This window comes from Ensifer sp. (assembly GCF_031989085.1).
Taxonomy (GTDB): domain Bacteria; phylum Pseudomonadota; class Alphaproteobacteria; order Rhizobiales; family Rhizobiaceae; genus Ensifer.
In genome coordinates this window covers 185544-211267 of sequence record NZ_DALZXU010000009.1, presented here as the reverse complement: position 1 = coordinate 211267, position 25724 = coordinate 185544, and the positions used below count along the sequence as shown (strand labels likewise).

The window sequence follows — 25724 nt, the reverse complement described above, 5'->3', positions numbered from 1 at the left end:
GGCGGACCTACATTCCCAGTTTGTCGATCATCGTTTGGGTGATCAGGCAAACGCCGTTTTCCGAACGGCGGAAGCGCTTCGCATCCAGCTCCGGATCTTCGCCGACGACGAGGCCTTCCGGAATGACCACGCGGCTGTCGATCACCACGTTGCTCAGCAACGCGCGACGACCGATCTTCACATCGGGCAGGATGACGGCATTTTCCAGTCGCGAATATGAATTTACGCGGACGCCGGTGAAAAGCAGGCTGCGATTAAGCGCAGCGCCGGAGATGATGCAGTCGCCAGACACCAGCGAGGAGGTCGCCGAACCGCGACGGTTTTCGTCGTCATGCACGAACTTGGCCGGCGGCTTGATTTCGGCGAAGGTCCAGATCGGCCAGGTGCTGTCGTAGATGTCGAGTTCCGGCGTCACGTGGGTCAGGTCGATATTGGCCTGCCAATAGGCATCGATCGTACCGACGTCACGCCAATAGGCCTCGCGCTCGAAATCCGAGCGGACGCAGGACTGGTTGAAGCGGTGGGCGACCGCCTTACCGTTGTCGACGATATAGGGGATGATGTCCTTGCCGAAGTCGCGGCTCGATTTCGGATCGGCGGCGTCGCGCCGCAACAGGTCCATCAGGAACTTGGTATGGAAGACGTAGATGCCCATGGATGCGAGCGCCATGCCGGGATTTCCGGGAATGCCCGGCGGGTCGGCCGGCTTCTCGACGAAGGCGATGATGCGATCCTTGTCGTCGACATGCATGACGCCGAAACCGGTCGCCTCCATGCGCGGCACCTCGAGGCAGCCGATGGTGACGTCGGCGCCGGAATCGACGTGCTGCTGCAGCATCAATTCGTAGTCCATCTTGTAGATGTGGTCGCCCGCCAGGATGACCATGTACTCGACGCCATGATCCTCGATGATGTCGATGTTCTGGTAGACCGCGTCGGCGGTGCCTTCGTACCATTGCGTCTCGGAGACGCGCTGGCTTGCCGGCAGGATGTCGAAGCTTTCGTTGCGCTCGGGGCGGAAGAAGTTCCAGCCGCGCTGCAGATGGCGGATCAGCGAATGCGCCTTGTATTGGGTGGCGACGCCGATGCGGCGGATACCGGAGTTGAGCGCGTTGGAGAGGGCGAAATCGATGATGCGGGCCTTGCCGCCGAAATAGACCGCAGGCTTTGCCCGCCGGTCGGTCAATTCCTTCAGGCGACTGCCGCGGCCGCCAGCGAGAACATAGGCCATGGCATCTCGGGCCAAGGGTTGCGTACGCTTTTCCACCATTTGTCCTCCCCAAATTGATTGTTCTTCGGGATCGTCAACGCGACCTTTGCGACGCCTTGCGGCCCTCGAAATTTCTTGACGCCTTTCCCAGGACAACCGCTTCGGGCGGTTGGCGGGAAAGGCTCTAATCCTGCTCCAGCATCAGCGTTGCCAAGGGCGGCAAGGTGATGCTGGCGGTTATCGCTCCTGTCTTGTCCTTTTGTGCCTGAACGGCGCCGCCGTTGCCCTTGCCGCTCCCCCCGTAGATCTCCGCGTCGGTGTTCAGCACTTCCTTCCAGCGACCCGCGACCGGAAGCGGGATCGTGTAGCTTTCCCGATAGACGGGCGTGAAATTGGTGATGACGGCGACGAGCTTTTCGCCCGGCGCCTTGCGCAGCCAGGCAAAGACCGAATTGTCGCGGTCATCGGCGATCAGCCACTCGAAGCCGTCGCCCTCGCAATCGCGCGCATGCAGCGCCGGCTTGGAGCGGTAGGTGCCGTTGAGGTCGCGCACCAGGCGCCGCATGCCCTCGTGCAGGTGATATTCCAGCAGGTTCCAGTCGAGCGCGCGCTCCTCCGACCACTCGCGCCATTGCGCGAATTCCTGGCCCATGAACAGCAGTTTCTTGCCGGGGTAGCCCCACATGAAGGCGTAGTAGGCCCGCAGGTTGGCGAACTTCTGCCAGTCGTCGCCGGTCATCTTGGCAATCAGCGAGCCTTTGCCATGCACGACCTCGTCATGGGACAGCGGCAACACGAAGTTTTCGCTGAAGGCGTAAAGCAGGCCGAAGGTCAGGTCGTTGTGGTGGTGGCGGCGGTGGATCGGCTCGCGCGACATGTATTGCAGCGTGTCGTGCATGAAGCCCATGTTCCACTTGAAGCCGAAGCCGAGACCGCCGGCATGGACCGGATGCGACACCTTGGGCCAGGAGGTCGATTCCTCGGCAATCGTCAGGATGCCCTTGTGGGAACCATAGATTTCGGTGTTCAGCGTCTGCAGGAAGCGGACCGCTGCAAGATTTTCGTTGCCGCCGTATTCGTTCGGCACCCATTCGCCATGCTTGCGCGAGTAATCGAGGTAAAGCATCGAGGCGACCGCATCGACGCGCAGGCCGTCGACATGGAATTTCTCCGCCCAGTAGAGCGCGTTGTTGACGAGGAAGGACAGCACCTCCTGGCGGCCGAAATTGTAGATCGCCGTGTTCCAGTCCGGGTGGAAGCCCTGGCGCGGATCTTCGTGCTCGTAGAGTGCTGTACCGTCGAACCAGCGCAGACCATGCTCGTCGGTCGGGAAATGCGCCGGTACCCAGTCGAGGATGACGCCGAGCCCGACCTTGTGGCAGCCATTGACGAAGCGGGCGAAGCCTTCCGGCTCGCCGAAGCGGGCCGTCGGCGCATAGAGGCCTGTCGTCTGGTAGCCCCAGGAGGGGTCGTAGGGAAATTCGGAGATCGGCAGGAACTCGATGTGGGTGAAGCCCATGTCGACGCAATAGGGGATCAGCCGGTCGGCAAGCTCGTCCCAGGACAGCATGTCGCCGTTGTCGCGGCGCTGCCATGAGCCGGCATGCACCTCGTAGATCGAGATCGGTTGGCGACGGGCATCCGCGGACGCCCAATGGGCGCGATGCGCCTCGTCTTCCCACGCTTGCGCGATCTCAGGCGTCGTCACAGAGGCGGTGTTCGGCCGAAGCTCGGAGCGGCGCGCGAAGGGATCTGCCTTCAGAGGCAGCAGCGTGCCCTGGCGGTCGAGGATTTCGTACTTGTAGGCAAGGCCCGCTTCGACGCCGGGGATGAAGATTTCCCAGATGCCGGTATCGGTGCGAAGGCGCATTACATGGCGGCGCCCGTCCCAGTCGTTGAACTGGCCGACCACCGAAACGCGCCTGGCATTCGGAGCCCAGACGGCGAAGTGATAGCCCTCGGCGCCCTCATGGTTGAGCGGGTGGGCGCCCATCTTGTCGAACAGCCGCAGATGCGAGCCCTCGCGCATGTAATAGTCGTCCATCGGGCCGAGCACCGGGCCGAAGGAGTAGGGATCGACGACGATCCACTCGCCGCCATCGTTGCGAGCGCGATAGCGCACCGGCTGGATCTTGCGCAGCGAGACCGGCCCCTCGAAAAAGCCGGCATCATCGCGCCGTTCGAGGGTGCCGAGTTCCTTGCCCGCCAGCGTTTCAACCGCCACGCTTGCGGCATCCGGAATGAAGCAGCGCGCGACGTAGGTCTTGCCCACCGGATGCAGGCCGAGAACGGCGAAGGGATCGTCATGCGTGCCCGTGAGAATGGCCGCAATGGCCGGCGTTGACAGCAGGGCTGAAGCTGCAGGTTCCGGGTCCTTGCCGGCCGAAGGGGTCATCCGGCTCTCCAAATTTCCCCGGCATATTGCCGGATGGTGCGATCGGACGAGAACCAGCCCATACGCGCGGTGTTGCGCACGGCCTGGGAATACCAGGCGGATGGCGTCGTCCACAGCTGGTCGATCTCGCGCTGCGCCTTGGCGTAGGCTTCGAAGTCGGCCGCGACCATGAACCAGTCGTGATTGTAGAGGCCATCGACAAGGCTGGTAAAGCGGTTGCGGTCATCGGGCGAAAACACACCCGATGCGATCGCCTGCAGCGCCTGCGACAGCTCGCGCGAGCCCTCGATGATGGCACGCGGATTGTGGCCCTCGGCGCGGGCGTTGGTGACTTCCTCGGCGGTCAGGCCGAAGATCTTGATGTTCTCCTCGCCGACCCAGTCGCGCATCTCGACATTGGCGCCGTCGAGCGTGCCGATCGTCAGCGCGCCGTTCAGCGCGAACTTCATGTTGCCGGTGCCCGACGCCTCCATGCCGGCGGTCGAGATCTGCTCGGAGAGGTCCGCGGCAGGTACGATGATCTCGGCCAGCGAGACATTGTAGTTGGGCACGAAGACGATCTTCAGAAGACCGCGGACGGCCGGGTCGTTGTTGACGACGCGGGCAACGTCGTTTGCCAGTTTGATGATCAGCTTGGCGTTGTGGTAGCTCGGCGCCGCCTTGCCGGCAAACAGCTTGACGCGCGGCACCCAGTCGAGCTCGGGATGCGAGCGGATCTGGTCGTAGAGCGCCACCGCCTCGATGATGTTGAGCAGCTGGCGCTTGTATTCGTGGATGCGCTTGATCTGGATGTCGAACATCGCCGACGGGTCGAGCCTGATGCCGAGGCGGCTCTGAACGAGCTGGGCGAGCTTGACCTTGTTGGCGCGCTTGACGGCGGCGAAATGCTCCTGGAACTCCGGCTTGTCGGCGAAGGCGTCCAGCGCCTGCAACGCCTCGGTATTATCCATGAACTCGTCGCCGATCGCCTCGCGGATCAGGCTGAACAGGCCGGGATTGCATTGCATCAGCCAGCGGCGCGGGGTGATGCCGTTGGTCTTGTTGTTGATGCGATCCGGGTAGAGCTTGTGCAGGTCGGCAAACACCGTTTCCTTCATCAACTCCGTATGAAGCGCCGAGACGCCGTTGATCGAGTGCGAGCCGACAAAGGCAAGATTGCCCATGCGCACCCGGCGATCGCCGCTTTCGTCGATCAAGGAGATGTTGCGGATCTCCTGGTCGGTGGCGCCCTTCTGCTTGCGCGCCTCGATCAGGATCTTGGCGTTGATCGCATAGACGATCTGCATGTGGCGCGGCAGCAGCCGCTCGAACAGCGGCACGGGCCAGCTTTCGAGCGCTTCCGGCAAAAGCGTGTGGTTGGTGTAGGAAATCGTGCGGCGGGTGATGTCCCAGGCCTGCTCGAAATCGAGGCCGTGCAGGTCGGTCAACAGCCGGACGAGTTCGGCGACCGAGACCGCCGGGTGGGTGTCGTTGAGCTGGATCGCGACGGCATCGGGCAGCGAGGTGAAATCCGGATACTGCTGCAGGTGGCGGCGCAGGATGTCCTGCAGCGAGGCGGAGGAGAAGAAATACTCCTGGCGCAGGCGAAGCTCCTGGCCGGCGGGCGTGGCGTCGGCCGGATAGAGCACGCGGGTCAGGCTTTCCGCCTTGTTGCTTTCGCGCAGCGCGCCGATATGGTCGCCGGCGTTGAAGGCATCGAGCAGGATCGGGTCGATCGGCTGTGCCGTCCAGAGCCTCAGCGTGTTGACGCGCTTGGCCCGCCAGCCAACCGCCGGCGTGTCGAAGGCGGTGGCGATCACGCGCTCGGCCGGCTTCCAGACGAAGCGCTGGATTTCCTCGTCGACATTGACGGTCTCGACGGCGCCGCCGAAGCCGATTTCATAGGAGCTTTCGCGGCGCTCGAATTCCCAGGGGTTGCCGTGGGCAAGCCAGGTCTCCGGCAGTTCCACCTGCCAGCCATCGGCCATCTGCTGGCGGAACAGGCCGTGCATGTAACGGATGCCGTAACCATAGGCCGGCACGTCCACGGTCGCCATCGATTCCATGAAGCAGGCGGCGAGGCGGCCAAGACCGCCGTTGCCGAGGGCCGCGTCGGGCTCGAGCAGGGCGATGACGTCGATATCGACACCGAGCGAGGCAAGCGCATCGCGCATCTCCTCCATCAGGCCGATATTGGTCATGGCGTCGCGCATCAGCCGGCCGATGAGGAACTCGAGCGAGAGATAATAGACGCGTTTGGCGCCGGTCGCGTAGGTCTGGCGGGTCGAATCCATCCACTTGTCGGTGATGCGGTCGCGCACCACGAGGATCGCGGCCGTCAGCCAGTCATGCGGCTTTGCGACCTTCGGATCCTTGCCGATACGGTACTTCAGGCGCTCGAGAATTTCGACGGCAAGCTGATCGGGTTCGGAGGAACGAAGTGCGGGCTGCGGCAGTTCGTTGGCGGAAATCTTGTTCATCATCAGAACTGTCTTACCCTGTTGCGTTGGGAGGTCGCAGGCCGGAACCGACCGGGGATGGGCAATTTATGCATCGATCCGAAGCGCTTGCAACAGCTGTTTTTAAAAGGATTAGAATTGCCTGAAGGGCAGAAGGTGTGACGACGCATCGCGATCCGGCACGGTCTTCAGAACGAAAAATGCCGCCCGGCGGGACCGGGCGGCACAATGCTTGCGCGCTTTTGTTTGTTTACTTTGTCAGGCGTGCCATCTTGCCTGAAGTCTGGGCGCCGATCTCACCGAAAACGGCAAGCAGTTCCTCGGCTTTTTCGGGCGCCTTGTAGTCAGACGGGTTGCTGGCGCATCTTTCCAGCAGGGATTTGCCCTGGTTCGGCGCCATGAAGGCGATAGTGAACACCCTGATCCCGGCCTTCTTTGCATCGGCGCATGCTGTGAGGGTTGCGGTGTCAGACGCGGAATCCCTAGGGACGTACGTCTTGGCGTCGTATTCCGGCTCGGGGTTCGGCTTGGCAGCCAACTTCAAAGCAGTGCCATTCAGATGCGTGTTTTCGCCATCGGTCATGAAGACGATGAATTTCTTCGGGACGAGGCCGTTGGCTGTTTTGTGGACATCGTTTTCAGTGGTCAGCTTGAGATCAGCGACGGCCTTTGCAAAAGCGCCGCTGGAATCGGTTCCGCCGTTCCGTTGCAAAGCCTGAACGTAAGTGTTCGCCTTGGTCGTTCCCCAGGCCAACGGCTCTGCCGCATTCATCTTGCTCTCATACGATACCGCGCCAACACGAACATATTTCTTGCCGGGGTCGGCATCGGCCAGCGGCTTCAGCAGTTTCTCCACGGCAGACTTCAAGGCGACGATCTTCTCGAAGTAGCAGGGGGCTGTCTCTTTGACGTTGCTCTGTCCCCAGTTCTCCGACGTCCAGTTAACGCATTTGCTGCGGCTTTCGTCCTTGACGTCCGTCTTGAACGCCATGGAGCCCGAGCGGTCGAGGACGAGGTACATCGACATCGCGTTCTGCGTTTCCGTGGCGCTCTCGGCGACCGCGATGGTTTCGAGCTGGATCGACTCCTGGCCGAGCAACCGTGTCATGGCGTTGAACTGAATGAGCTTCTTGTTCACGACCGTGACCTTATACGCCTTGTCGCTCTTGCCGACTGCTGTCTCCTTGATGTCGACGCTCGGCTTTGCTGCCGCGTCCCCCGGTTGCGCGGTGGCAGTCGCGCCGGAGGCTGCGCCCTGGCCGGCGCCGTCGGCGCCTTCAGGTGTCTCGGCGGCGTTCCCCGTTGCTTGCGCCCCCAGGAAGTTCAAGGCGATCTCCTTGGCCTTTTCGGGCGTTTCCGCCGTCTTGGAGACCAGGGCGGACGCGGCTGCAAGTGCTGCGGCGTCTGCCGCATCCTGCATCTGGTTCTTCGTGGTCACCATGTTCGCCATGTCGATGGCAACGCCACCGGCGGCCAGGAGCAATGGCGAGACCAGGGCCGCCATCATGCCGAAGTTTCCGCCACGGTCCTTCAGCATAGCCATGAAGGACCGATTGATCGTGGATCGTTTTCCCATCTCTGCACACCCCAAGGAACACGTTGCAAGCTTGAGGGCGACATTAGCGGGGGTGACTTACGATAACGTTCAGACGATCGCTACAATTTTAGCGGAATGCAGGAAATCCAGCGGTTACAGCGTGTTCGGGCGATGCGACGGTGTCTGAAAACGGGAATGCCCTGTCTCGATCTGGGTCAGGTGACCGGAATGACGTCAACGGCCTGTTCCGTCTTCTGCCCGCCATAGCTCTTCAGGACGCCGATGACAGGTGCAACGTCGCCGTAGTCGCGGCCATGGCCGACGACGATATGGTCGGTTCCTGCCGGAATATTGTTGGTTGGATCCAGTTCCAGCCAACCCGCAGTGGTGCCACACCAGATGCGAACCCAGGCGTGCATGGCGTCGGCCCCTTCAAGGCGCTCCTTGCCTGCAGGAGGAATTGTTCTTAAGAATCCGCTAACATATCCGGCGGGAATGCCAAGGCTTCTGAGCGCTACGATCATCACATGGGTGAAATCCTGGCAGACACCGCGCTTGAGCGCGAAGGCTTCGGCAGCCGTCGTGTTCACCGTGGTCGCCTCGGCGTCGTAGACGAAGTCCCGATGGATGCGGGCGCAAATCGCTGTCGCGATCTGGCGGATCGTCATGCCGGGGGTGACAAGGGCCCGGGCATAATCGGCAATCTCAGGGACCTCGGCCAGCAATGGGCTCGGACCGACGAAATGGTGAGGGGCATCGGGATCGACCGACCAGCACGCCGCAAGGTCTGCCGGCAGACGGGACAGGTCGGCGGAAAAATCCGCCGTCAGCGGCAACGGTTCCACCTGGACGCGCGCCTGCATGCGGATCACGAGATCGTCATGGGCGGAGCGAAACAGGATCGCTGTGAAGGGATTGGCAAAGAAGTCGACGCTTTCGGAGCGCTCCGCCGGCATCGGCTGGCAGCTCAGCGATCCGACGACGAGCCGCTGGCGACCGGTAAGCGTTGCCGGCATGACGCGCACCAGATGGCGCCCGCCCGACACGGGCACTTCGTAGCCGTAGGTGATCTTCAGGCTGATGTCGTAGAGCATGGGCGCGTCCTGAAGGTCAGCCGAGATAGGTGTTTGCGAGAATGTTGGAGAGCGCTTCCAGGTCCCGCTCCAGCCTCTCGTAGACGCCAAGGTTCATCGCCTCCGGCGTCATTACCGCAAGACCCGAATGCAGACGCATCGCCTCACGGTAGAAGGGCGACATCTGGCCGTTGACATAGGCGTTCGGCAGGAGCTCGACCTCGGTCTTGATCTCGTTCAGTTGATAGAGCACCGAGCGCGGGTTAAGCGGATCGAGCGCCAGGAGGTCGGTCACCGTCAGTGCAGCCGTGTTGACGTTGTAGCGCCGGCGATGGGTCATGACGCTGTCGCCGATCTCGAGCAGCATGTCATAGGCGCCATCGGGTGCGTTCGGGCCGGACATATGGCCGAGCAGCCGCGTCATATGCAGGCCACGCTCGATGTAGCGGCCGATCGACAGGAAGCGCCAGCCGGTGAAGCGATACATGTTTTCGTGCACCAGGCCGGCAAAACCGGCAAGCTTGCGCAACAGCACGGTCATGGCGCGGGTCGCATCATCACCCGACTGCACTGTTGCATGGAACCTGCGCGCCGTCTGCGAGAGGTCGTTGAGCGCCAGCCAGCCGTCCGGCGAGAAGCGGTCGCGGATGTTGCCGGCGCTGAACAGCGCGCTTGAGATATTGGCCAGCAGGCTGTCGGGTACCGCCTGTCGGGTATCGATATCCAGCGCCGCCAGATAGTCGGTGACGTCCTGCAACAGGGGCAGGCTCGGGTCGGCTGTCTCGGCAAACCGGCCGTGCCAGGCGCGCAAGATGCGCAACGCCCCTTCGGCCCGCTCGATGTAGCGGCCGAGCCAGAACAGGTTGTCGGCGGCGCGGCTCGGCAGGCTGCCCGGCATGTTGCGGGTGAAGCTTTCTTCGGCCGGCAGAAGGGTGGTGCGTTCGACCGGCCGGTCGCTGACGATCCAGACGTCGGCCGCCGTGCCGCCGGCCTGCATGGCGATGGCGGCAACATCGTCGCCCGAGCCGATGCGCGCAAAGCCACCGGGCATGATCTGCCAGCCGTCGCGGCTGCGGGCGGCAAAGACGCGCAGGCTCATCGGGCGCGGCGTCAGCCGCCCGCGCACCCAGGCGGGCGTGGTCGACAGCGTGACGGCCTCCTGGCCGACAAGCTTGCCGCCTTCGGCGTCGAGCCAGGCAGCGATCGACGCCTCGCCCTTTTCGGCCAACGAGGCCCCGAGCACCGATTGGCCGTTGTCGTCGAAAAAGGGCCGCGTCGCATAGGCGGGGCCGATGACCATGCGCTCGATATTGGCGGCGACTGCCGCCCGTTCGGATGTCTGTCCGCACCACCAGGTCGCGATCGACGGCAGCTTCTGGTCCTCGCCGAGCAGATGACGGCAGATCGCCGGCAGGAAGGCGAGGAAGGCGCGCGTCTCGACGATGCCGGAGCCGAGCGCGTTGACGATGGCGACGGACCCGGCGCGCAAGGCTTCGACGATCCCCGGCGTGCCGATATGCGAGGACTGGTTGAGTTCGAGCGGATCGGCAAAGGCGGCGTCGAGCCGGCGCCAGAGCACGCCGACGGGTTTGAGCCCGGCGACGGTGCGCACCATCACCCGGCCGCCGACAACCGTCAGGTCTTCGCCTTCGAGCAGCATGAAGCCGAGGTAGCGAGCAATATAGGCATGTTCGAAATAGGTCTCGTTGGCGATCCCCGGCGAGAGCACGGCGATGCGGTCGTCCGGATGCAGCTTGCGCGCCTGCAGGGTGTCGCGGAAGGCGCCGAAGAAGCCTGCGAGGCGATGCACATGCGTCTCGGCATAGAGGTTTGAAAAGGCACGCGTGGTGGCGACCCGGTTTTCCAGCGCGAAGCCGGCGCCCGATGGCGCCTCCGTGCGATCGGAGAGCACCCACCAGTTGCCGTCAGGTCCACGGCCGATCTCGAAGGAGATGAATTGCAGGAAATGGCCATCGGCGGGTTTGACGCCGACGAGCGGCCGGAGAAAATCGGGGTTGGAGGCAACCAGCGCCGGCGGCAGCAGGCCCTCGCGTACCAGTCGGTTTTCGCCGTAGATGTCGGCGACCACCTTTTCCAGAAGCTCTGCCCGTTGGATCAGGCCCTGCGAGACCGTCGCCCATTCGTGTTCGTCGATGAGAACGGGGATATGCGACAGCGGCCAGCTTCGCTCCGAGCTGTCCTTGCCGCCGTAGACCCGATAGAAGACGCCGGCGTCGCGAAGATACCGGTCGGCGCGGGCGAAGCGGTTGGCAAGGTCGGTCTCGTCGAGGCGTCCGAGCGTCGAAAGCAGCCGCTGCCAGACGGGCCGGACGTTGCCCTGCGCATCGAGCATCTCGTCGGCGATGCCGGGGAGGGCACGGTAGCCGAAGACCGGATCGTCCTCGACACCCAGCCGGTCTGCCGTTGCTGTCTGCTTCTTCGCCATTTACGCTCCTGGCGGACGTCTGAGGTCAAGCGTCATCGGAAATTCCGTCGACGGGCTTTCCGGATGAAGCAGATAGCTTCCCGGAGTGTGGCCCCAGGGCTCGAACCGCGCCAGTCGCCGCGCTTCTGCCTCGTTGCCGTTGACCGGAAATGTTTCGTAGCTGCGCCCGCCCGGATGGGCGACATGGTAGACGCATCCGCCAATCGCCCGATTCGACCATTTATCATAGATATCGAATGTAAGGGGAGTGTTCACGGGCAAAACCGGGTGCAGACCGGCTGCCGGCTGCCAGGCCTTGTAGCGGACGCCGGCAACCGCGCCGCCATTGGCTCCGGTCTTCGTCAGCGGCACGGGACGGCCGTTGCAGGTGACGGTGAAACGCTCGGGATTGGGTGTATCCAGCCTGACTTGAAGTCGTTCGACGGAGCTGTCGACATAGCGCACCGTGCCGCCGATCGCGCCTTGCTCGCCCATGACGTGCCAGGGCTCCAGCGCCTGGCGGATCTCGAGCTTACCGCCCTCGTATTCGACCTCGCCGCAGAAGGGAAAACGAAATTCGAGCTGCGCTTCGAACCATTCCGGACGAAGGTCGAAGCCATGGGCGCGCAAATCGGCGAGCACTTCGAGGAAGTCCTGCCAGACGTGATGCGGCAGCATGAAACGATCATGAAGCGCCGTGCCCCAGCGCACGAAGCGGCCCTCGAGCGGCTGTTTCCAGAACCGGGCGATGAGTGCGCGCACCAGCAGTTGCTGGGCCAGCGACATGCGGGCATTGGGCGGCATCTCGAAGCCGCGGAATTCGACGAGGCCGAGCCGGCCGGTCGGGCCATCCGGCGAGAACAGCTTGTCGATGCAGATTTCCGCGCGGTGGGTGTTGCCGGTGACGTCGACGAGCAGGTTGCGAAACAGCCGGTCGACCAGCCAGGGCAGCGGTGGCGGCGCTGCCGACCCGGGCGAGGGAACCTGCGCCATCGCGATCTCCAGCTCGTAGAGCTGATCGTGGCGGGCCTCGTCTATGCGCGGTGCCTGGCTCGTCGGCCCGATGAACATGCCGGAAAACAGGTAGGAGAGCGACGGGTGACGCTGCCAGTGCAGCACGATGCTCTTCAACAGGTCGGGTCGACGCAGGAACGGGCTGTCATTGGGGTTGGCGCCGCCGACCACGACGTGATTGCCGCCGCCGGTGCCGGTGTGGCGGCCGTCGATCATGAACTTGTCGGCGCCGAGCCGGCTTTGCCGCGCCTCTTCATAAATTGCCGTGGTGATGTCGACGCACTCCTGCCAGCCGGCCGCCGGATGGATGTTGACCTCGATGACGCCGGGGTCGGGCGCCACGCGAATGACGTTGATGCGCTCGTCGTGCGGCGGCGCGTAGCCTTCGATATGAAGCGGCAGGCCCAGAGCCGTGGCTGCCCGTTCGGTCGCTGCGATCAGGTCGAGATACTCCTCGACGCTGGTCGTCGGCGGCATGAAGACGCAGAGCCGGCCGTCGCGCGGCTCGACGCTGACGGCGGTGCGCACCAGCCCGGCGATTTCGTCGCGGGGCGCCGCTTGAGGGCTTTCCGGTGTTTGCGATGCCTGAAAACGCGAATACTGTGGGCGCGCGCTGGTCTCCGTGAAATCCGGCAGGTCGTCGCGCGGAACGGTCGGATCGACCGGGTGGATATAGGGATAGGCTGAAGGGGCGACATAAGGCAGGGCGCCGAGCGGCAGGCGATAGCCGACGGGGCTGTCGCCGGGGACCAGGAAGATCCGGCCGCGCCGGGTCTGCCATTTCTCGCTCATCCACCGGACACCGGCGGCGCGGGCATTCCAGGCCTGCACCGGCAGCACGTAGCCGGTGGGCTCGGTCAGGCCGCGCTCGAACACGCGCGCCATGCGGCTGCGCTCTTCCGGGTCCTTCAGCTTCGAATTGGCGGGATCGACGTTATCGGGAAGGTTCGCCTCCTTGAGGAGCCAGTCGGCCGGGTCTTCGAAAGCCGGCAAGACCATCTCGGGCGGCACGTCCAGCTCGGCCGCCAGGCCATGCAGCAGGCGCTCGGCATCGTCAGCCGTGACGTCGCGGCGCCCGTTCTCTTCGGCAATGAGATCGGCCTGACGCCAGATCGGCACGCCGTCCTTGCGCCAATAGAGCGAGAAGGTCCAGCGCGGCAGGCTTTCGCCCGGGTACCATTTGCCCTGGCCATAATGCAGGAAACCGCCGGGCGCGAAACGATCGCGCAGCCGGCGAATGAGGATATCCGCCTTCTCTCGCTTGGTTGGGCCAACAGCCTCGGTGTTCCATTCCTCGGCCTCGAAGTCGTCGATCGACACGAAGGTCGGCTCGCCGCCCATGGTCAGGCGGACATCGTTGTCAGAGAGGACCTGGTCGACATGGTTGCCGAGGGCGTTCAGCGCTTCCCAGCTTTGGTCGGAGAAGGGTTTGGTGATGCGCGGGTGCTCCGCGACGCGTGCGACCTTCATGTCGAAGGCGAAGTCGGTGCGGGTTTCAGGGTCGCCGAAGAAGCCGCCGGAAATCGGGGCGGCGTTGCGATAATGCGGCGTGGCGGCGAGCGGTATGTGGCTCTCGCCGGTCAGAAGGCCGGAGGTCGGGTCGAGGCCGACCCAGCCGGCGCCGGGCAGATAGACTTCTGCCCAGGCATGCAGATCGGTGAAATCATGTTCGGTGCCGGAGGGGCCGTCGAGCGCCTTGAGATCGGGCGCGAGCTGGATGAGATAGCCGGAGACGAAGCGGGCGGCATAACCCAGATTGCGCAGGATCTGCACGAACAGCCAGCTGGAATCGCGACAGGATCCTCTCGCCGATGTCAGCGTTTCCTCGGGCGACTGCACGCCCGGCTCCATGCGGATGACGTAGCCGACCTCCTGCTGCAGCCGCGCATTGATGCCGACGACCATGTCGACGGTGCGCTGGCGCGAGCGGTCGACCGTCGCCATGAACGCGGCGAGTGCCGGTCCCATCGGTTCCGGCGTCATGTAGATCTTCAGGTCGTCGATCAGCTCCTCCGGATAGGCGAAGGGCCAGTGCTCCGATTCCTCCTCGATGAAGAAGTCGAAGGGGTTGTAGACCGTCATGTCGGCGACGAGATCGACTTCGATCTTCAGCTCGGTGACAGGGTCGGGAAAGACGTAGCGGGCAAGATAGTTGCCGTAGGGATCCTGCTGCAGATTGACGAAGTGATTGGCGGGCGAAACCTTCAGCGCGTGGCTGATGACCTTGGTCTTGGAATGGGCCGCCGGCTTCAATCTGATGATCTGGGGTGAAAGCCTGATCGGGCGGTCATAGGTATAGTGGGTCAGGTGGTAGATACTGGCCTTGATCGACATACCGGATTTTGTCCCCTTGATGGCAGGTCTGATGCCGCCATTCCCGGGAAGTTTGTGCAATGCGAAGAGAGAAAGCAAGCGCGAAAGACAGCGCCGGATTTCTCCGGCGCGTCTGCCGTTCGGGTCGGTGGATCACACGGCCGGCGGGTTCAGGCGGGCAAAGCCTTCCTGAAGGTGATAGGGGAAGTGCGGGTAGGCAGGCGTCTTGGCGCTCGCCTTGTCGAGCCGGGCAATCTGCTCTGCGGTCAGCGACCAGCCGACGGCGCCGAGGTTCTGGCGCAGCTGCTCTTCGTTGCGGGCGCCGATGATGACGCTCGATACCGTCGGGCGCTGCAGCAGCCAGTTGATGGCGATCTGCGGGATGGTCCGGCCGGTCTCGCCTGCCAGCTCATCGAGCACGTCGACGATATCGTAGAGTTTGTCGTCATCGACAGGTGGGCCGAAGGCGGCCGTGTCATGAAGGCGGCTGCCTTCCGGCCAGGGCTGGCCGCGGCGGATCTTGCCGGTCAGCCGCCCCCAACCGAGCGGGCTCCAGACGAGTGCGCCAACGCCCTGGTCGGTTCCGAGCGGCATCAGTTCCCATTCATAGTCGCGCCCGACGAGCGAGTAGTAGACCTGATGGGCGACGTAGCGCGGATAACCGTGTTTCTCGGCCGCGGCGAGCGATTTCATCAGCTGCCACCCGGCAAAATTGGAAACGCCGACGTAACGCAGCTTGCCGGATCGCACCAGGGTGTCGAGCGTCGACAGGACTTCTTCGACTGGCGTGCCGGCGTCGAAGGCATGCAGCTGCATGAGGTCGATATAGTCGGTGCCGAGCCGGCGAAGAGCATCGTCGACGCCCTTGATCAGGCGCGAGCGGGAGGAGCCGGCATCGTTCGGGCCATCGCCCATCGGCAGCGACATCTTGGTGGAGATCAGCACGTCGTTGCGCCGGCCCTTTATGGCTGCGCCGAGCACCTCTTCGGAGGCACCGTCGGAATAGACGTCGGCGGTGTCGAACAGGTTGACGCCGGCCTCGATGCATATGTCGACGAGACGGCGCGCCTCGGCGTTGTCGCTGTTGCCCCAGGCACTGAAAAGCGGTCCCTTGCCGCCGAAGGTGCCGGCGCCGAAACTGAGGGCGGGAACCTTCAATCCCGATGATCCAAGCCGTCTGTATTCCATCATTCGAACTCCTCGTTGCTTCCCATGCCTGTGTCGGCAACACAGAGGTGGTGTATCCGGCATTTGAGAGGTAGACCATTTGCAGGAATATCATTTGTGAGCTGAAGTCACATGTCTCGAAACGCGATCAACCGCTCCGGCGAAATGGCCGTTTTCGTCAGGGCCGTCGAACTCGGCGGCTTCTCGGCGGCGGCGCGCGAATGCTCCATGACACCATCGGCCGTCAGCAAGCTGGTGCAACGGATGGAGGAGCGGCTCGGCGTCCGGCTGATCAACCGCTCGACACGGCAATTGCAGCTGACGCCGGAGGGTTGCGCCTTTCACGAGCGGGCGGCCCGCATTCTTGCAGATATCGACGACGCCGAGCGTCAGGCGGCTGCCGGCGACGTACCGGCGGGTCGCGTTCGCATCAACGCCAGCGCGTCCTTCGCCACCCATGTGCTGATGCCGCTGCTGCCGGAGTTTCTGAGCGCGTATCCGGAGCTGTCGGTCGACATCATCCAGACCGATGCGGTCGTCGACCTGATGGCGGAACGCGTCGACATTGCGATCCGCGCCGGACCCCTCAAGGCATCCAGGCTTGTTGCGCGCAAGCTTGGCAGCACGTCGATGACCATCGTCGGGTCCCCGTCATACCTCGAGCGCAGCGGCAGGCCGGAGTGCCTCGACGACCTTACGGCGCACAATCGCCTGAGCCTCAGCTATGCAAGGGCCGTCGATGGATGGCCGCTCCTGTCCGATGGCGAAACGACCTTGCTGCGGCCGAGCGAAAAGCTGCGCGTGAGCGATGGCGAGGGGTTGCGCAAGCTGGCGCTGGCGGGCGTTGGTCTGGCGCGGTTAGCGACCTTCATGGTCAGCGACGACATTGCCGCCGGCAGGCTCGTGCGGCTTGTCGAACATCTCAATCCCGGGGACCGCGAGACGTTTCACGCGGTTTTCCAGGGACAGGGCGGGGCTCTTCCCTCCCGTGTCAGGGTGATGCTCGATTTTCTGGCGACGCGGGCGCGGCTTTCCGGCTGACCACTGCGAAGCGTCTTTCGGCCGTGAGCGCGTCTTGTCCTTGGGGCACAGAACGCCACGGACACTTTTCCGGCGCACGTCCGGACGGAGCGCTTCACACCTTGTCTGGAAATGCCTAGCCGCAGACGCGATTGCGACCTTCGGACTTCGCCCGGTAGAGCTCGGTGTCGGCGCTTTCGATCAGGCCTTTCCAGCCCGGATTGGCGTTGGCGCCAGCCACGCCGAAGCTTGCGGTCACCGTGAGTTCCTGACCGTCTGCAAAGGTGATGGGCGCGCGCGCCAGATTGGCACGGATGCGCTCGGCAAGGGCGCAGGCTGCCTCGAGATCGTCGCCGGGCGTAATGACGGCGAATTCCTCGCCGCCAAAGCGGGCGACCAGATCGGACGAGCGAACCGAATAGCGGATGATGCGGGCCGTTTCCTTGAGCACGATGTCGCCGACGAGATGGCCGTAGGTGTCGTTGATCTGCTTGAAGTGGTCGATGTCCATGAGGATCAGGCAGGCATTCTTGTCACTGCCTGAAGCATCCTCCGCACCGCCGATCAGTTCCAGCGCGCGACGGTTGAGAAGGCCGGTCAACTCGTCGGTTTCGGCCTGGCGTTCGAGGTGCTTCATCAGGAGCGCGCGTTCGTCGAGCCTGAGGCGAAGCACGTCGATCGCATCGAAGAGCCGTCCCATTTCGCCTTCGCCACCCTTGCCGGTGAGCCGGGTGATCGGGCGGTCGTTGGCAAGCTCGATGATGCTGTGCCGGGCGAGCAGCAGGGGCTCAAACACGAGCGATCGCGCGCGGCGCATGAGAACCAGAAGGACGATGAACAGGGCAAATGTGGCGATGGTGGCGATCGCCAGCTTGACCGACGCCTGGGTCTTGCTGTTGGCGAGCCTCTCGACGGTTGCATCCATGAAGTCGCGGCGCAGGATTTCGAGCGGCTTCATCTTCGGCACGTAGCGGTCGGTCAGCTGCTCGGCCGTGACGGGATAGTTGCCGGAATTGCGGCCGACGGAGACGATGCTGTCGATGATGGCGAAGCCTTCGCCGAAGAACTCGTGTTCTATCGCGGCGATGTCGGCGATATTCTTCGGCTTCAGCCCGGGAAGCGCACCAGGCTTGCCGACCACGGACCAGATTTCCTGCAAGCGGCCACGCGTGCGTTCGCTGTCGGCGATGTTCTTCGCCTCAAGCGGCTTGCCGACCGCAACCGGAGCCATCAGCTGGGATGCCAGGCGGCCGCCGTCTTCGCGCAGATTGGCGAGCATGTGGGCGGCAATGGCGATGCCGGCGAGATCTGGATCGGTGTTGGTCAGGCGCTGAATGTTCCAGTCGAAGGCCGGGCGCATGGCGTCGATCACCGCAAACATGCCTTCGATCGCGTTCTGGATATCCCGGAGATCACGGCGTTCAGGGGGCGTGGCGGCTATTCGGTCAATCTCGTTGCGGGCGACCTCCAGGCGGCGCTGGACTTCCGCAAGGATCGGCAGGAGTGCCGTTCCCGGCTCGGGCCGGCTGCCATCGGTTGCACCCGCGATGATCTCGGCAAGGGCTGCGTCGCTGCGCGCACGGAATTCGACAAGGCGCGCCTCGACGGGTGAACCGGCCGCGACGCCGACGCCCATCACCCCGTTGGCTGGCCCGCGCTCGGCCGAAAGGTAGGTGGCCGCATCCAGGATACGACAGAACGCCATGACTTCAGCCAGGTTGCGCCTTGCCACCACAAAATCGGAATAGGAAGCTGCTATGATCTCGGTCGCAAGCACGCCCGTACAGGCCACGACGATGGCGATCAGCCATTGCAATTTGCGGCGCAGCATCTTGGCGGAGCGAATGTCTCGACCGCCTTCTCTTGCCTGTCGCTGGTCGTTGGAGTGTTTCGTCATTTGCGCGAGGCTGGTCCACCAATGCTACCGGTCGGAGTTCCGGATGCGCGACAATGTCTTGCCGCGGAGAAGGATTGCTTTCCGCGATCAGTGATACGGGCCACAGTACTATCGCATAAGGTGTTAAATATCCCTGAAATACCCTAAAATACCATGGGTAAAACCGCAACTGAGGGATGCGTGCAGCGCAGGTCCTGACGGTTGTCATGGCAACCTGTGGCGCAGACGCTAGTCGTCCGCCCGTCCGGAGCCCATCGACGGACGCCGGGCGGGCCGATTTCCGTCAGGTCAACCTCGCTGACCGACCAGGGCGAAGAGCGCGCCTTGCGGGTCGAGTGCCTGAACGATCCAGGCGCCGCCGGGCACTTCCATCGGCTCGAGCACGATCTTGCCGCCACCGGACTTGATGCGCTCGATGGCGGTGTCGAGTGCGGCGACGGTGATGTAATAGAGCCAGTAGGGGGACGGGATATCCTTTGGCTTGGTCATCATGCCGCCGGCCTGCGCACCGTCGATGGCAAAGATCTGGTAGATGCCCATGTCGCCCATGTCCATGGCGTGATCCTTCGTCCAGCCGAAGCTCTCGGAATAGAAGGGAAAGGCCGTGTCGAGATCGCCGGACATCAGTTCGTGCCAACCGATCTGACCGGGAGACATCGGGTCGACGGCCGGGGGTGGGTCACCGATGCCGTTAAACAGGGCGAAGACTGCGCCATGGGGATCGGTGGCGATGGCGAAGCGGCCGATGCCGGGGATATCGTCGGGTGCGCGGTGGATCTTGCCGCCCTTGGCAGCGACCGTCGCGGCTGCCGCATCGACGTCGTCGACACCGATATAGCCGAGCCAGGCGGGAGGCACGTTCATCTCCAGTGCGCCCTCGGGCATGGTCATCAGGCCAGCAACCTGTTGGTCACCCTTGGTAAACAGGGTGTAGCTCACGCCCGGCATGCCGGCGTCGCGCGCGTCCCATCCGACGACGTCCCTGTAGAAGGTCTCTGCAGATTTCGTATCCGTGGTCATCAACTCGTACCAGACGAATTTGCCGTGATGGCCTGCCATATTCTGTCCTCCGGTTGCAAATGGAAGCGGCCGACCGATCCCGGCCGGGCGCGGTCGATGAAACGCAAGGTCAAAGACGGTTGTATTCTGCCGTCATCAGTTCCTTCCAAGCTCCATCCGGCGTCCTGACATGGGCGGCAAGCCATCGCCGGGACTGGCCCTCAAGGGTTATCGCGTCGCGATAACTCGCCAGCTTTCCCGGCGCATCGAAGTCCGGGCCGTCAGCGTAAAGCGATAGCGTCAGCCCGTCCGGTTCGAGCTCGCCGTCATAGATCCACATATGGGTCATCATGGAGCCTACCCAGGTGCCGACGAAGCGCCGGGTTTCGGGGTTGAAGCCGAGCGTCATGACGGTCTGGCCGAACCTGCCGTCGGGCATGGTGCCCTGGCCCTCGCAGACCACCCAGAGCCCCTGGAGGCTGCGGACTTTTTCTGTCCATGGCGTGCCCGTTTCGGGGACGCCCTCCGTGCGCACGGTCCAGTCGCCGAGCAATTGTTCGAGCCAGCGATGAGCTTCTTCCGGTTCCGTCTTCACCGAAGCATCCTCTTCCATGCGTGTGAAAATCGATCAGGGACACGATCAAACAGATCCGGGCAAACAGATCCGGGACGCGAACCGGTCGATCAGGAATGCGATACGGTCGATCCGGATGCGACGCGGCGATCCGGGATATTAGCGGGAAATAACGCGCCCGGAGCGGAAAGGTTCCGCCCGGGGCGCGATGCCGGCGGGCTCAACCGGCCTTTCGGCGCGGCGTTTCCTCGTATTCGTCGTGGCGACGCACGAAGCCTTGTGTGCCATCCTCGTTTCGCCCCTTGGGTGCGCGATCGAGAAGCATCAGCGTGCCGACCATTTCCTCCAGCCCGCGGGCATAGGTGGAGTAGGTGTGGTAGACGCTGCCGTCGTCCGTCATCTGGAAGGCGCTGAGGCCGGGCAGTTCCTCGTGGGCGTTGGCACTGTCCAATTCGGTGAAATTGTAGACGACCGTGCCGCCAGCAAGTTCGTCGGGCGTGAAGGTGACGTGAAAGTCGCGATTGAAGCCGTTGCCCTCGGCCGAAACCCAGGGGAAGTGCCAGCCCATGCGCCTTCTGTAGGCGTCCAGCTTCGACAGCGGGGCATTCGAGGCGGCGATCAGGGTGACATCGTGGTGATTGAGGTGGGGCAGCATGCCGTCGAAGTGATCGGCGAGGAACGAGCAGCCGGGACATCCGGCCTCCCAGGTCGGGCCGAACATGAAGTGGTAGACGACGAGCTGGCTGCGCCCGTCGAAAAGGTCCGTGAGCGATTTCCGGCCGTCCGGCGTGTCGAATACGTAGGGCTTATCCATCTTGACCCAGGGCAAGGCACGGCGCGCCGCGTTCACCTTGTCCCTCAAGTGGGTGTGTTCCTTTTCGAGATCCAGAAGCGCTTTTCGCGCTTTCAGCCATTCACGCGGCGATACGACTGCGTGCTCCTGTCTCATGCCCGTTCCTCCTTCCAACGTTGCACTTGACTAATTATGTTGATATCAACATTAATCAGCAATGTCAAAAACACCGACCATCCCGTTCGAGACCACCGCGTTCGTCAAGGACACATGTCTGTGTCTGCATGTCCAGCGTGCGGCCCGTGCGATCGCGCGCCAGTTCGACGATGCGCTGCGCCCGCTCGATGTCACCAATGGCCAGTTCTCCCTGATGATGTCGCTCAATCGCGCCAGCCCACCGAACATGCGCGCCGTGGCGCTGCTTCTGGCGATGGACCGAACGACGCTGACGGCGGCGCTGAAACCGCTGGAGCGGCGCGGGCTGGTCGAGATCTTTGCCGACGAGGAGGATCGGCGGTCGCGTCGGCTGCGGCTGACGCCTGAGGGTGAACGCCTGCTGGCGCAGGCCGTACCGATCTGGAAGACGACGCATGCGCTCGTCGACGAGAGGCTCGGGCAGGGCGGGCCGGAGCGTTTGCGCAATGATCTCCAGCAGCTTGCCTAGCTCGGCTACATGGTCAGGTGGTCGCGAGCCTGGCTTTTTCGGATAGCGGAACGGTCGATGCACTCGATCTGTTCGTCCGTGCGTCTGTTCCTGACGCAATCGCGTCCCGCCTTTGCCGGCGATCCTCCAACCGGCCGCCTGACGGTCACGCAGAGGGACGATCACGCAGAAGGGCGATGGCCTCGCCGATCAACGCTGATGCCTGCTTCAGCCGCTCCTCACCGAGTTGCGCGCCGAAGGCATCGGCCCAGACGGCCTGTCTCGCCTTGATGTCATCGAGCACCGCTTCGCCGCGCGGCGTCGGCATCATTAGCTTGGCGCGCTGGTGCGCCGGATTGTCGCCATAGGCGATCAGCCCCTCTTCCTCGAGCAGGTCGGCGATACGCTGCACGCCCTGTCGCGCAAGGCCAAGCGTGCGGGCGGCATCGGCGACCGACATCGGTGCGTGGCTGGCGGCTGCAAGCACCTGCCAGCGGGCGGCGGACTGCCCGGAGGGCTTCGCAAGCACGTCGCCCGCCGCCGTCAACGGGCCGGCGAGGCGCAACACGGAGATGGCGAACTCGGCAAAGGCGTTTCCGGCGGGTGTGCGAACGGGATCGGTCATGTTGACAGTGACTACCAATGTGGCATGGTGCGTGATGACAGCATGTTGTCATGGTGGCGTGCCTGTCGCAAGCGTTTTGATCGAAGCGGGAGAGTTTGCCGTGGCCAAGCGGACCTACAAGGGCAGTTGCCATTGCGGCGCGGTGCGCTACGAGGCCGATTTCGACCTCGATGCCGGCACGACCAAGTGCAACTGTTCGCTCTGTGCCAAGGTGCGTTACTGGGGCGCGCAGGTGCGGCCCGGCGATTTTCGGCTGGTGTGCGAGGAGGCCGATATCGGCGACTATCAGTTCGGCGCCAGGGTCGGGCATCACCGCTTCTGCCGGACCTGCGGCATCGCATCGTTCAGCCATGGCTATGTCGAGGAACTGGGCGGCGCCTACTATTCCATCAATCTCGCCTGCCTCGATGGGGTGGACCCGGCCGCGCTTGCCGAGGCGCCCGTCGTCTACATGGATGGTCGCAACGACAATTGGGAGAACGCCCCCGCCGAGGTCAGGCATCTCTAGATCGCCTCCACCATCGGGCGCGCCGCCCGTCGAGCCACCGGCCTGTTCGTCAAAATCCCGCCAATCCCGCAATTGACAACGTATTGTCAATATGCGAGATAAATGACAACAAATTGTCATGTTGGCGTTCAAGACGGGCGTCGTTCTGATCCGGGAGTGAAGGCGATGAAAATGACCTATCGGGGAAGTTGCCATTGCGGAAAGATCCGCTATGAGGCCGACATCGATCTCGATGCGGGTACGGGCAAATGCAATTGCTCGATCTGCTGGAAGAAGCGCTACTGGGGCGCGATCGTGAAGCCGGATGCGTTCCGACTGCAGGCCGAAGAGGTCGATATCGCCGACTACCACTTCGGCAGCGACAGCGTGCATCATCGCTTCTGCAAGACCTGCGGCATCGCCGCCTTCGGCCACGGCTATATCGAGGAGATCGGCGGCGCCTATTACTCCGTCAACGTCGCGACGCTCGACGACGTCGATCCCACCGTGCTCGCGGAGGTGCCGGTCCAGTACATGGACGGGCGCAACAACAACTGGTTCCATCCGCCGGCCGAGACGCGGCATCTGTGATACGGCGGTGGCCCGGCGAGGGGCAACGGCGTCTTTCAGACCTTGCGGAATTCGAGATGATAGGTGACCTCTTCGCCCGTGGTCGGGTCGATGCCGGGAGCGCTATGGATCACCAGCCGTGTTCCGTCGAGGATATAGGGGCGGATCAGGTCCGACGCGCCCCAGATTGGGTTCCAGCTGGCATCGACATGATGGACGATCTTGCCGTCCTCGAGCGAATAGCCACCGGCATAGGCGAGCATGGAATCAAACAGCGCGACCTTTTCCTCATCGGTCGGCGTGGCGCCGTTCGGCACCGGGCGTTGGCGCTTGACGACGACGGCGGTCATGCGGCCATCCGGCTGGTAGGAGAGATAGCCGACGGGGTCGGGACCCATGGCATCGGTAACCACACCCGATGCTACCGCCTTTCGGGTCCAGGTGAGCATTTTCCACGTGCCGAGCAGATCTGTCGCGTCCGCCATCGTTCGCCCCTATGAAGATTAGGTAAATCTAAAATAGCAGGTGAATCGCGCGTGGAACAGGTCGCCGGATGCCGTCGATGGCACGCAAAGAGGGACGGACCTCCGGCGGTCCAGAAAAAAGCCCCCGCGAACGGGGGCTTACGGTCTCTTGAAATGTCGTTCGGTCAGAGATCGCCGAGATCGCGAACGGCGCCGCGGTCGGCCGAGGTGGCAAAGGCCGCGTAGGCCTTCAGCGCCGTTGTCACCTTGCGCTTGCGGATCTCGACCGGCTTCCAGCCCTGGGCGTCCTGCTCGGCGCGGCGGCGGCCAAGTTCCGCCTCGTCGACCCGCAGGCTGATCGTGCGGTTGGGGATGTCGATGTCGATCATGTCGCCTTCGCGCACCAGGCCGATCGTGCCGCCATTGGCCGCTTCCGGCGAAACGTGGCCGATCGAAAGGCCCGAGGTGCCGCCGGAGAAGCGGCCGTCGGTGATCAGAGCGCAGGCCTTGCCGAGGCCCTTCGACTTCAGGTAGCTCGTCGGATAGAGCATTTCCTGCATGCCCGGGCCGCCCTTCGGACCTTCGTAGCGGATGACGACGACGTCGCCGGCCTTGATCTCGTTGGCAAGGATTGCCTTGACCGAGGAATCCTGGCTTTCGAAGACACGGGCGGGCCCTGAGAATTTCAGGATGCTCTCGTCGACGCCGGCGGTTTTTACGATGCAACCGTCAAGCGCGATGTTGCCCTTCAAGACCGCAAGGCCGCCGTCCTTGGAGAAGGGATGCTCGACCGAGCGGATGACGCCCTTTTCGCGGTCGGTGTCGAGTTCGTCCCAACGGGCTTCCTGGCTGAAGGCGACCTGGGTCGGGATGCCGCCGGGTGCTGCGCTGAAGAATTTGCGCACGGTTTCGCTCGTCGTGCGGGTGATGTCCCAGCGGTCGATGGCGTGGCCGAGGGTTTCGCTGTGCACCGTCGGGCAATCGCGGTTGATCAGGCCACCCTTTTCGAGTTCGCCGAGGATCGACATGATGCCGCCGGCGCGGTGGACGTCTTCCATGTGCACGTCGCTCTTGGCCGGCGCCACCTTCGAAAGGCAGGGAACCTTGCGCGACAGCCGGTCGATGTCGGCCATGGTGAAATCGACCTCGCCCTCATGGGCGGCAGCGAGAATGTGCAGGACGGTGTTGGTCGAGCCGCCCATGGCGATGTCGAGTGCCATCGCGTTTTCGAAGGCCTGCTTGGAGGCGACGTTGCGCGGCAGGACACTTTCGTCGTCCTGTTCGTAGTGGCGGCGGGTGATGTCGACGATCAGGTGGCCGGCCTCGACGAACAGGCGCTTGCGATCCGCGTGCGTCGCCAGCGTCGAGCCATTGCCCGGCAGCGACAGGCCGAGGGCTTCGGTCAGACAGTTCATCGAGTTGGCGGTGAACATGCCGGAACAGGAGCCGCAGGTCGGGCAGGCGGAGCGCTCGATGACCTTGACGTCTTCGTCGGAAATGTTGTCGTCGGCGGCGGCGACCATGGCGTCGACCAGGTCGAGCGCGTGGGTCTTGCCGTGCAGCACGACCTTGCCGGCCTCCATCGGCCCGCCGGACACGAAGACGGCGGGGATGTTGAGGCGCAGCGCCGCCATCAGCATGCCGGGGGTGATCTTGTCGCAGTTGGAGATGCAGACCATGGCGTCGGCACAGTGGGCGTTGACCATGTACTCGACGCTGTCGGCGATGATTTCGCGCGACGGCAGCGAATAGAGCATGCCGTCATGGCCCATGGCGATGCCGTCATCGACGGCGATGGTGTTGAATTCCTTGGCGACGCCGCCGGCCGCCTCGATCTCGCGGGCGACGAGCTGGCCGAGGTCCTTGAGGTGCACGTGGCCCGGCACGAACTGGGTAAACGAGTTGACCACCGCAATAATCGGCTTGCCGAAGTCGCCATCCTTCATGCCCGTCGCGCGCCAAAGGCCGCGGGCGCCGGCCATGTTGCGGCCGTGGGTGGTGGTGCGGGAGCGATAGGCAGGCATGGACGTTTTCCTTCAAGGACGAAATGTCATTGGCTGATAGGACGGTCACCGACCGC

19 protein-coding genes are annotated in these 25724 nt (G+C 63.5%); 4 read left to right on the top strand and 15 right to left on the bottom strand.

Annotation, left to right across the window (positions count from 1 at the left end):
* Window positions 1-7: 7 nt before the first annotated feature.
* From glgC to RTP54_RS27090, 8 genes are all read right to left on the bottom strand, one after another.
* Window positions 8-1270 (bottom strand): glucose-1-phosphate adenylyltransferase, encoded by a 1263-nt coding sequence (gene glgC, locus RTP54_RS27125; protein ID WP_112807543.1) that lies wholly within the window; start codon window positions 1268-1270, stop codon window positions 8-10.
* A gap of 124 nt (window positions 1271-1394) precedes the next feature.
* A complete protein-coding gene (gene glgB, locus RTP54_RS27120; RefSeq protein ID WP_312366843.1) occupies window positions 1395-3605 on the bottom strand; it encodes a 1,4-alpha-glucan branching protein GlgB in 2211 nt (736 codons plus the stop codon).
* A complete protein-coding gene (locus RTP54_RS27115; protein WP_112807539.1) occupies window positions 3602-6067 on the bottom strand; it encodes a glycogen/starch/alpha-glucan phosphorylase in 2466 nt (821 codons plus the stop codon). Before RTP54_RS27115 ends, glgB begins: the two co-directional genes overlap by 4 nt.
* Before the next feature lie 226 nt (window positions 6068-6293).
* On the bottom strand, window positions 6294-7586 hold the full coding sequence (locus RTP54_RS27110) for a TadE/TadG family type IV pilus assembly protein (RefSeq protein ID WP_312366933.1): 1293 nt from the start codon (window positions 7584-7586) through the stop codon (window positions 6294-6296).
* A 209-nt stretch (window positions 7587-7795) separates the two neighbouring features.
* Complete coding sequence (locus tag RTP54_RS27105) at window positions 7796-8674, bottom strand: transglutaminase family protein (protein WP_312366842.1); 879 nt, start codon at window positions 8672-8674, stop codon at window positions 7796-7798.
* 16 nt (window positions 8675-8690) lie between these two features.
* On the bottom strand, window positions 8691-11099 hold the full coding sequence (locus RTP54_RS27100) for a circularly permuted type 2 ATP-grasp protein (protein WP_112807533.1): 2409 nt from the start codon (window positions 11097-11099) through the stop codon (window positions 8691-8693).
* Complete coding sequence (locus RTP54_RS27095) at window positions 11100-14426, bottom strand: transglutaminase family protein (RefSeq protein ID WP_312366840.1); 3327 nt, start codon at window positions 14424-14426, stop codon at window positions 11100-11102.
* A gap of 132 nt (window positions 14427-14558) precedes the next feature.
* The gene (locus RTP54_RS27090; protein ID WP_312366932.1) at window positions 14559-15593 is read right to left on the bottom strand and encodes an aldo/keto reductase; all 1035 of its coding nucleotides are present in this window, start codon (window positions 15591-15593) and stop codon (window positions 14559-14561) included.
* Between the two features lie 111 nt (window positions 15594-15704).
* Between RTP54_RS27090 and RTP54_RS27085 the strand changes: the two genes are divergently transcribed.
* On the top strand, window positions 15705-16613 hold the full coding sequence (locus tag RTP54_RS27085; protein WP_312366839.1) for a LysR family transcriptional regulator: 909 nt from the start codon (window positions 15705-15707) through the stop codon (window positions 16611-16613).
* A gap of 115 nt (window positions 16614-16728) precedes the next feature.
* Here RTP54_RS27085 and RTP54_RS27080 read toward each other — a convergent pair whose 3' ends face one another.
* The 4 genes from RTP54_RS27080 to RTP54_RS27065 form a co-directional block, all read right to left on the bottom strand.
* Window positions 16729-18489, bottom strand: a complete 1761-nt coding sequence (locus tag RTP54_RS27080; protein ID WP_112807527.1) for a GGDEF domain-containing protein — start codon at window positions 18487-18489, stop codon at window positions 16729-16731.
* A 288-nt stretch (window positions 18490-18777) separates the two neighbouring features.
* A complete protein-coding gene (locus tag RTP54_RS27075) occupies window positions 18778-19548 on the bottom strand; it encodes a VOC family protein (protein ID WP_312366837.1) in 771 nt (256 codons plus the stop codon).
* Window positions 19549-19618: 70 nt separating this feature from the next.
* Window positions 19619-20083: a DUF1579 domain-containing protein gene (locus RTP54_RS27070; protein ID WP_112807686.1), complete on the bottom strand. Its 465-nt coding sequence runs from the start codon at window positions 20081-20083 to the stop codon at window positions 19619-19621.
* Window positions 20084-20282: 199 nt separating this feature from the next.
* Complete coding sequence (locus tag RTP54_RS27065; RefSeq protein WP_312366836.1) at window positions 20283-21011, bottom strand: thioredoxin family protein; 729 nt, start codon at window positions 21009-21011, stop codon at window positions 20283-20285.
* A gap of 61 nt (window positions 21012-21072) precedes the next feature.
* Here RTP54_RS27065 and RTP54_RS27060 point away from each other — a divergent pair, with 61 nt between their 5' ends.
* Entirely contained in the window at window positions 21073-21519 is a 447-nt protein-coding gene (locus RTP54_RS27060) for a MarR family transcriptional regulator (protein ID WP_312366835.1), read from the top strand.
* Window positions 21520-21664: 145 nt separating this feature from the next.
* Here RTP54_RS27060 and RTP54_RS27055 read toward each other — a convergent pair whose 3' ends face one another.
* Window positions 21665-22123, bottom strand: a complete 459-nt coding sequence (locus tag RTP54_RS27055) for a MarR family winged helix-turn-helix transcriptional regulator (RefSeq protein WP_312366833.1) — start codon at window positions 22121-22123, stop codon at window positions 21665-21667.
* 100 nt (window positions 22124-22223) lie between these two features.
* On the opposite strand from RTP54_RS27055, the gene RTP54_RS27050 reads away from it, so the two are divergent.
* Together RTP54_RS27050 and RTP54_RS27045 are read left to right on the top strand one after the other, a co-directional pair.
* Window positions 22224-22631: a GFA family protein gene (locus RTP54_RS27050; RefSeq protein WP_162719508.1), complete on the top strand. Its 408-nt coding sequence runs from the start codon at window positions 22224-22226 to the stop codon at window positions 22629-22631.
* 165 nt (window positions 22632-22796) lie between these two features.
* Complete coding sequence (locus tag RTP54_RS27045) at window positions 22797-23201, top strand: GFA family protein (RefSeq protein WP_312366830.1); 405 nt, start codon at window positions 22797-22799, stop codon at window positions 23199-23201.
* Window positions 23202-23236: 35 nt separating this feature from the next.
* Here the strand turns inward: RTP54_RS27045 and RTP54_RS27040 are convergent, their stop codons facing one another.
* Both RTP54_RS27040 and ilvD read right to left on the bottom strand, forming a co-directional pair.
* Complete coding sequence (locus tag RTP54_RS27040; RefSeq protein ID WP_312366828.1) at window positions 23237-23665, bottom strand: lipocalin-like domain-containing protein; 429 nt, start codon at window positions 23663-23665, stop codon at window positions 23237-23239.
* A gap of 164 nt (window positions 23666-23829) precedes the next feature.
* Window positions 23830-25668, bottom strand: a complete 1839-nt coding sequence (gene ilvD / locus RTP54_RS27035; protein WP_112807511.1) for a dihydroxy-acid dehydratase — start codon at window positions 25666-25668, stop codon at window positions 23830-23832.
* Window positions 25669-25724: the final 56 nt, after the last annotated feature.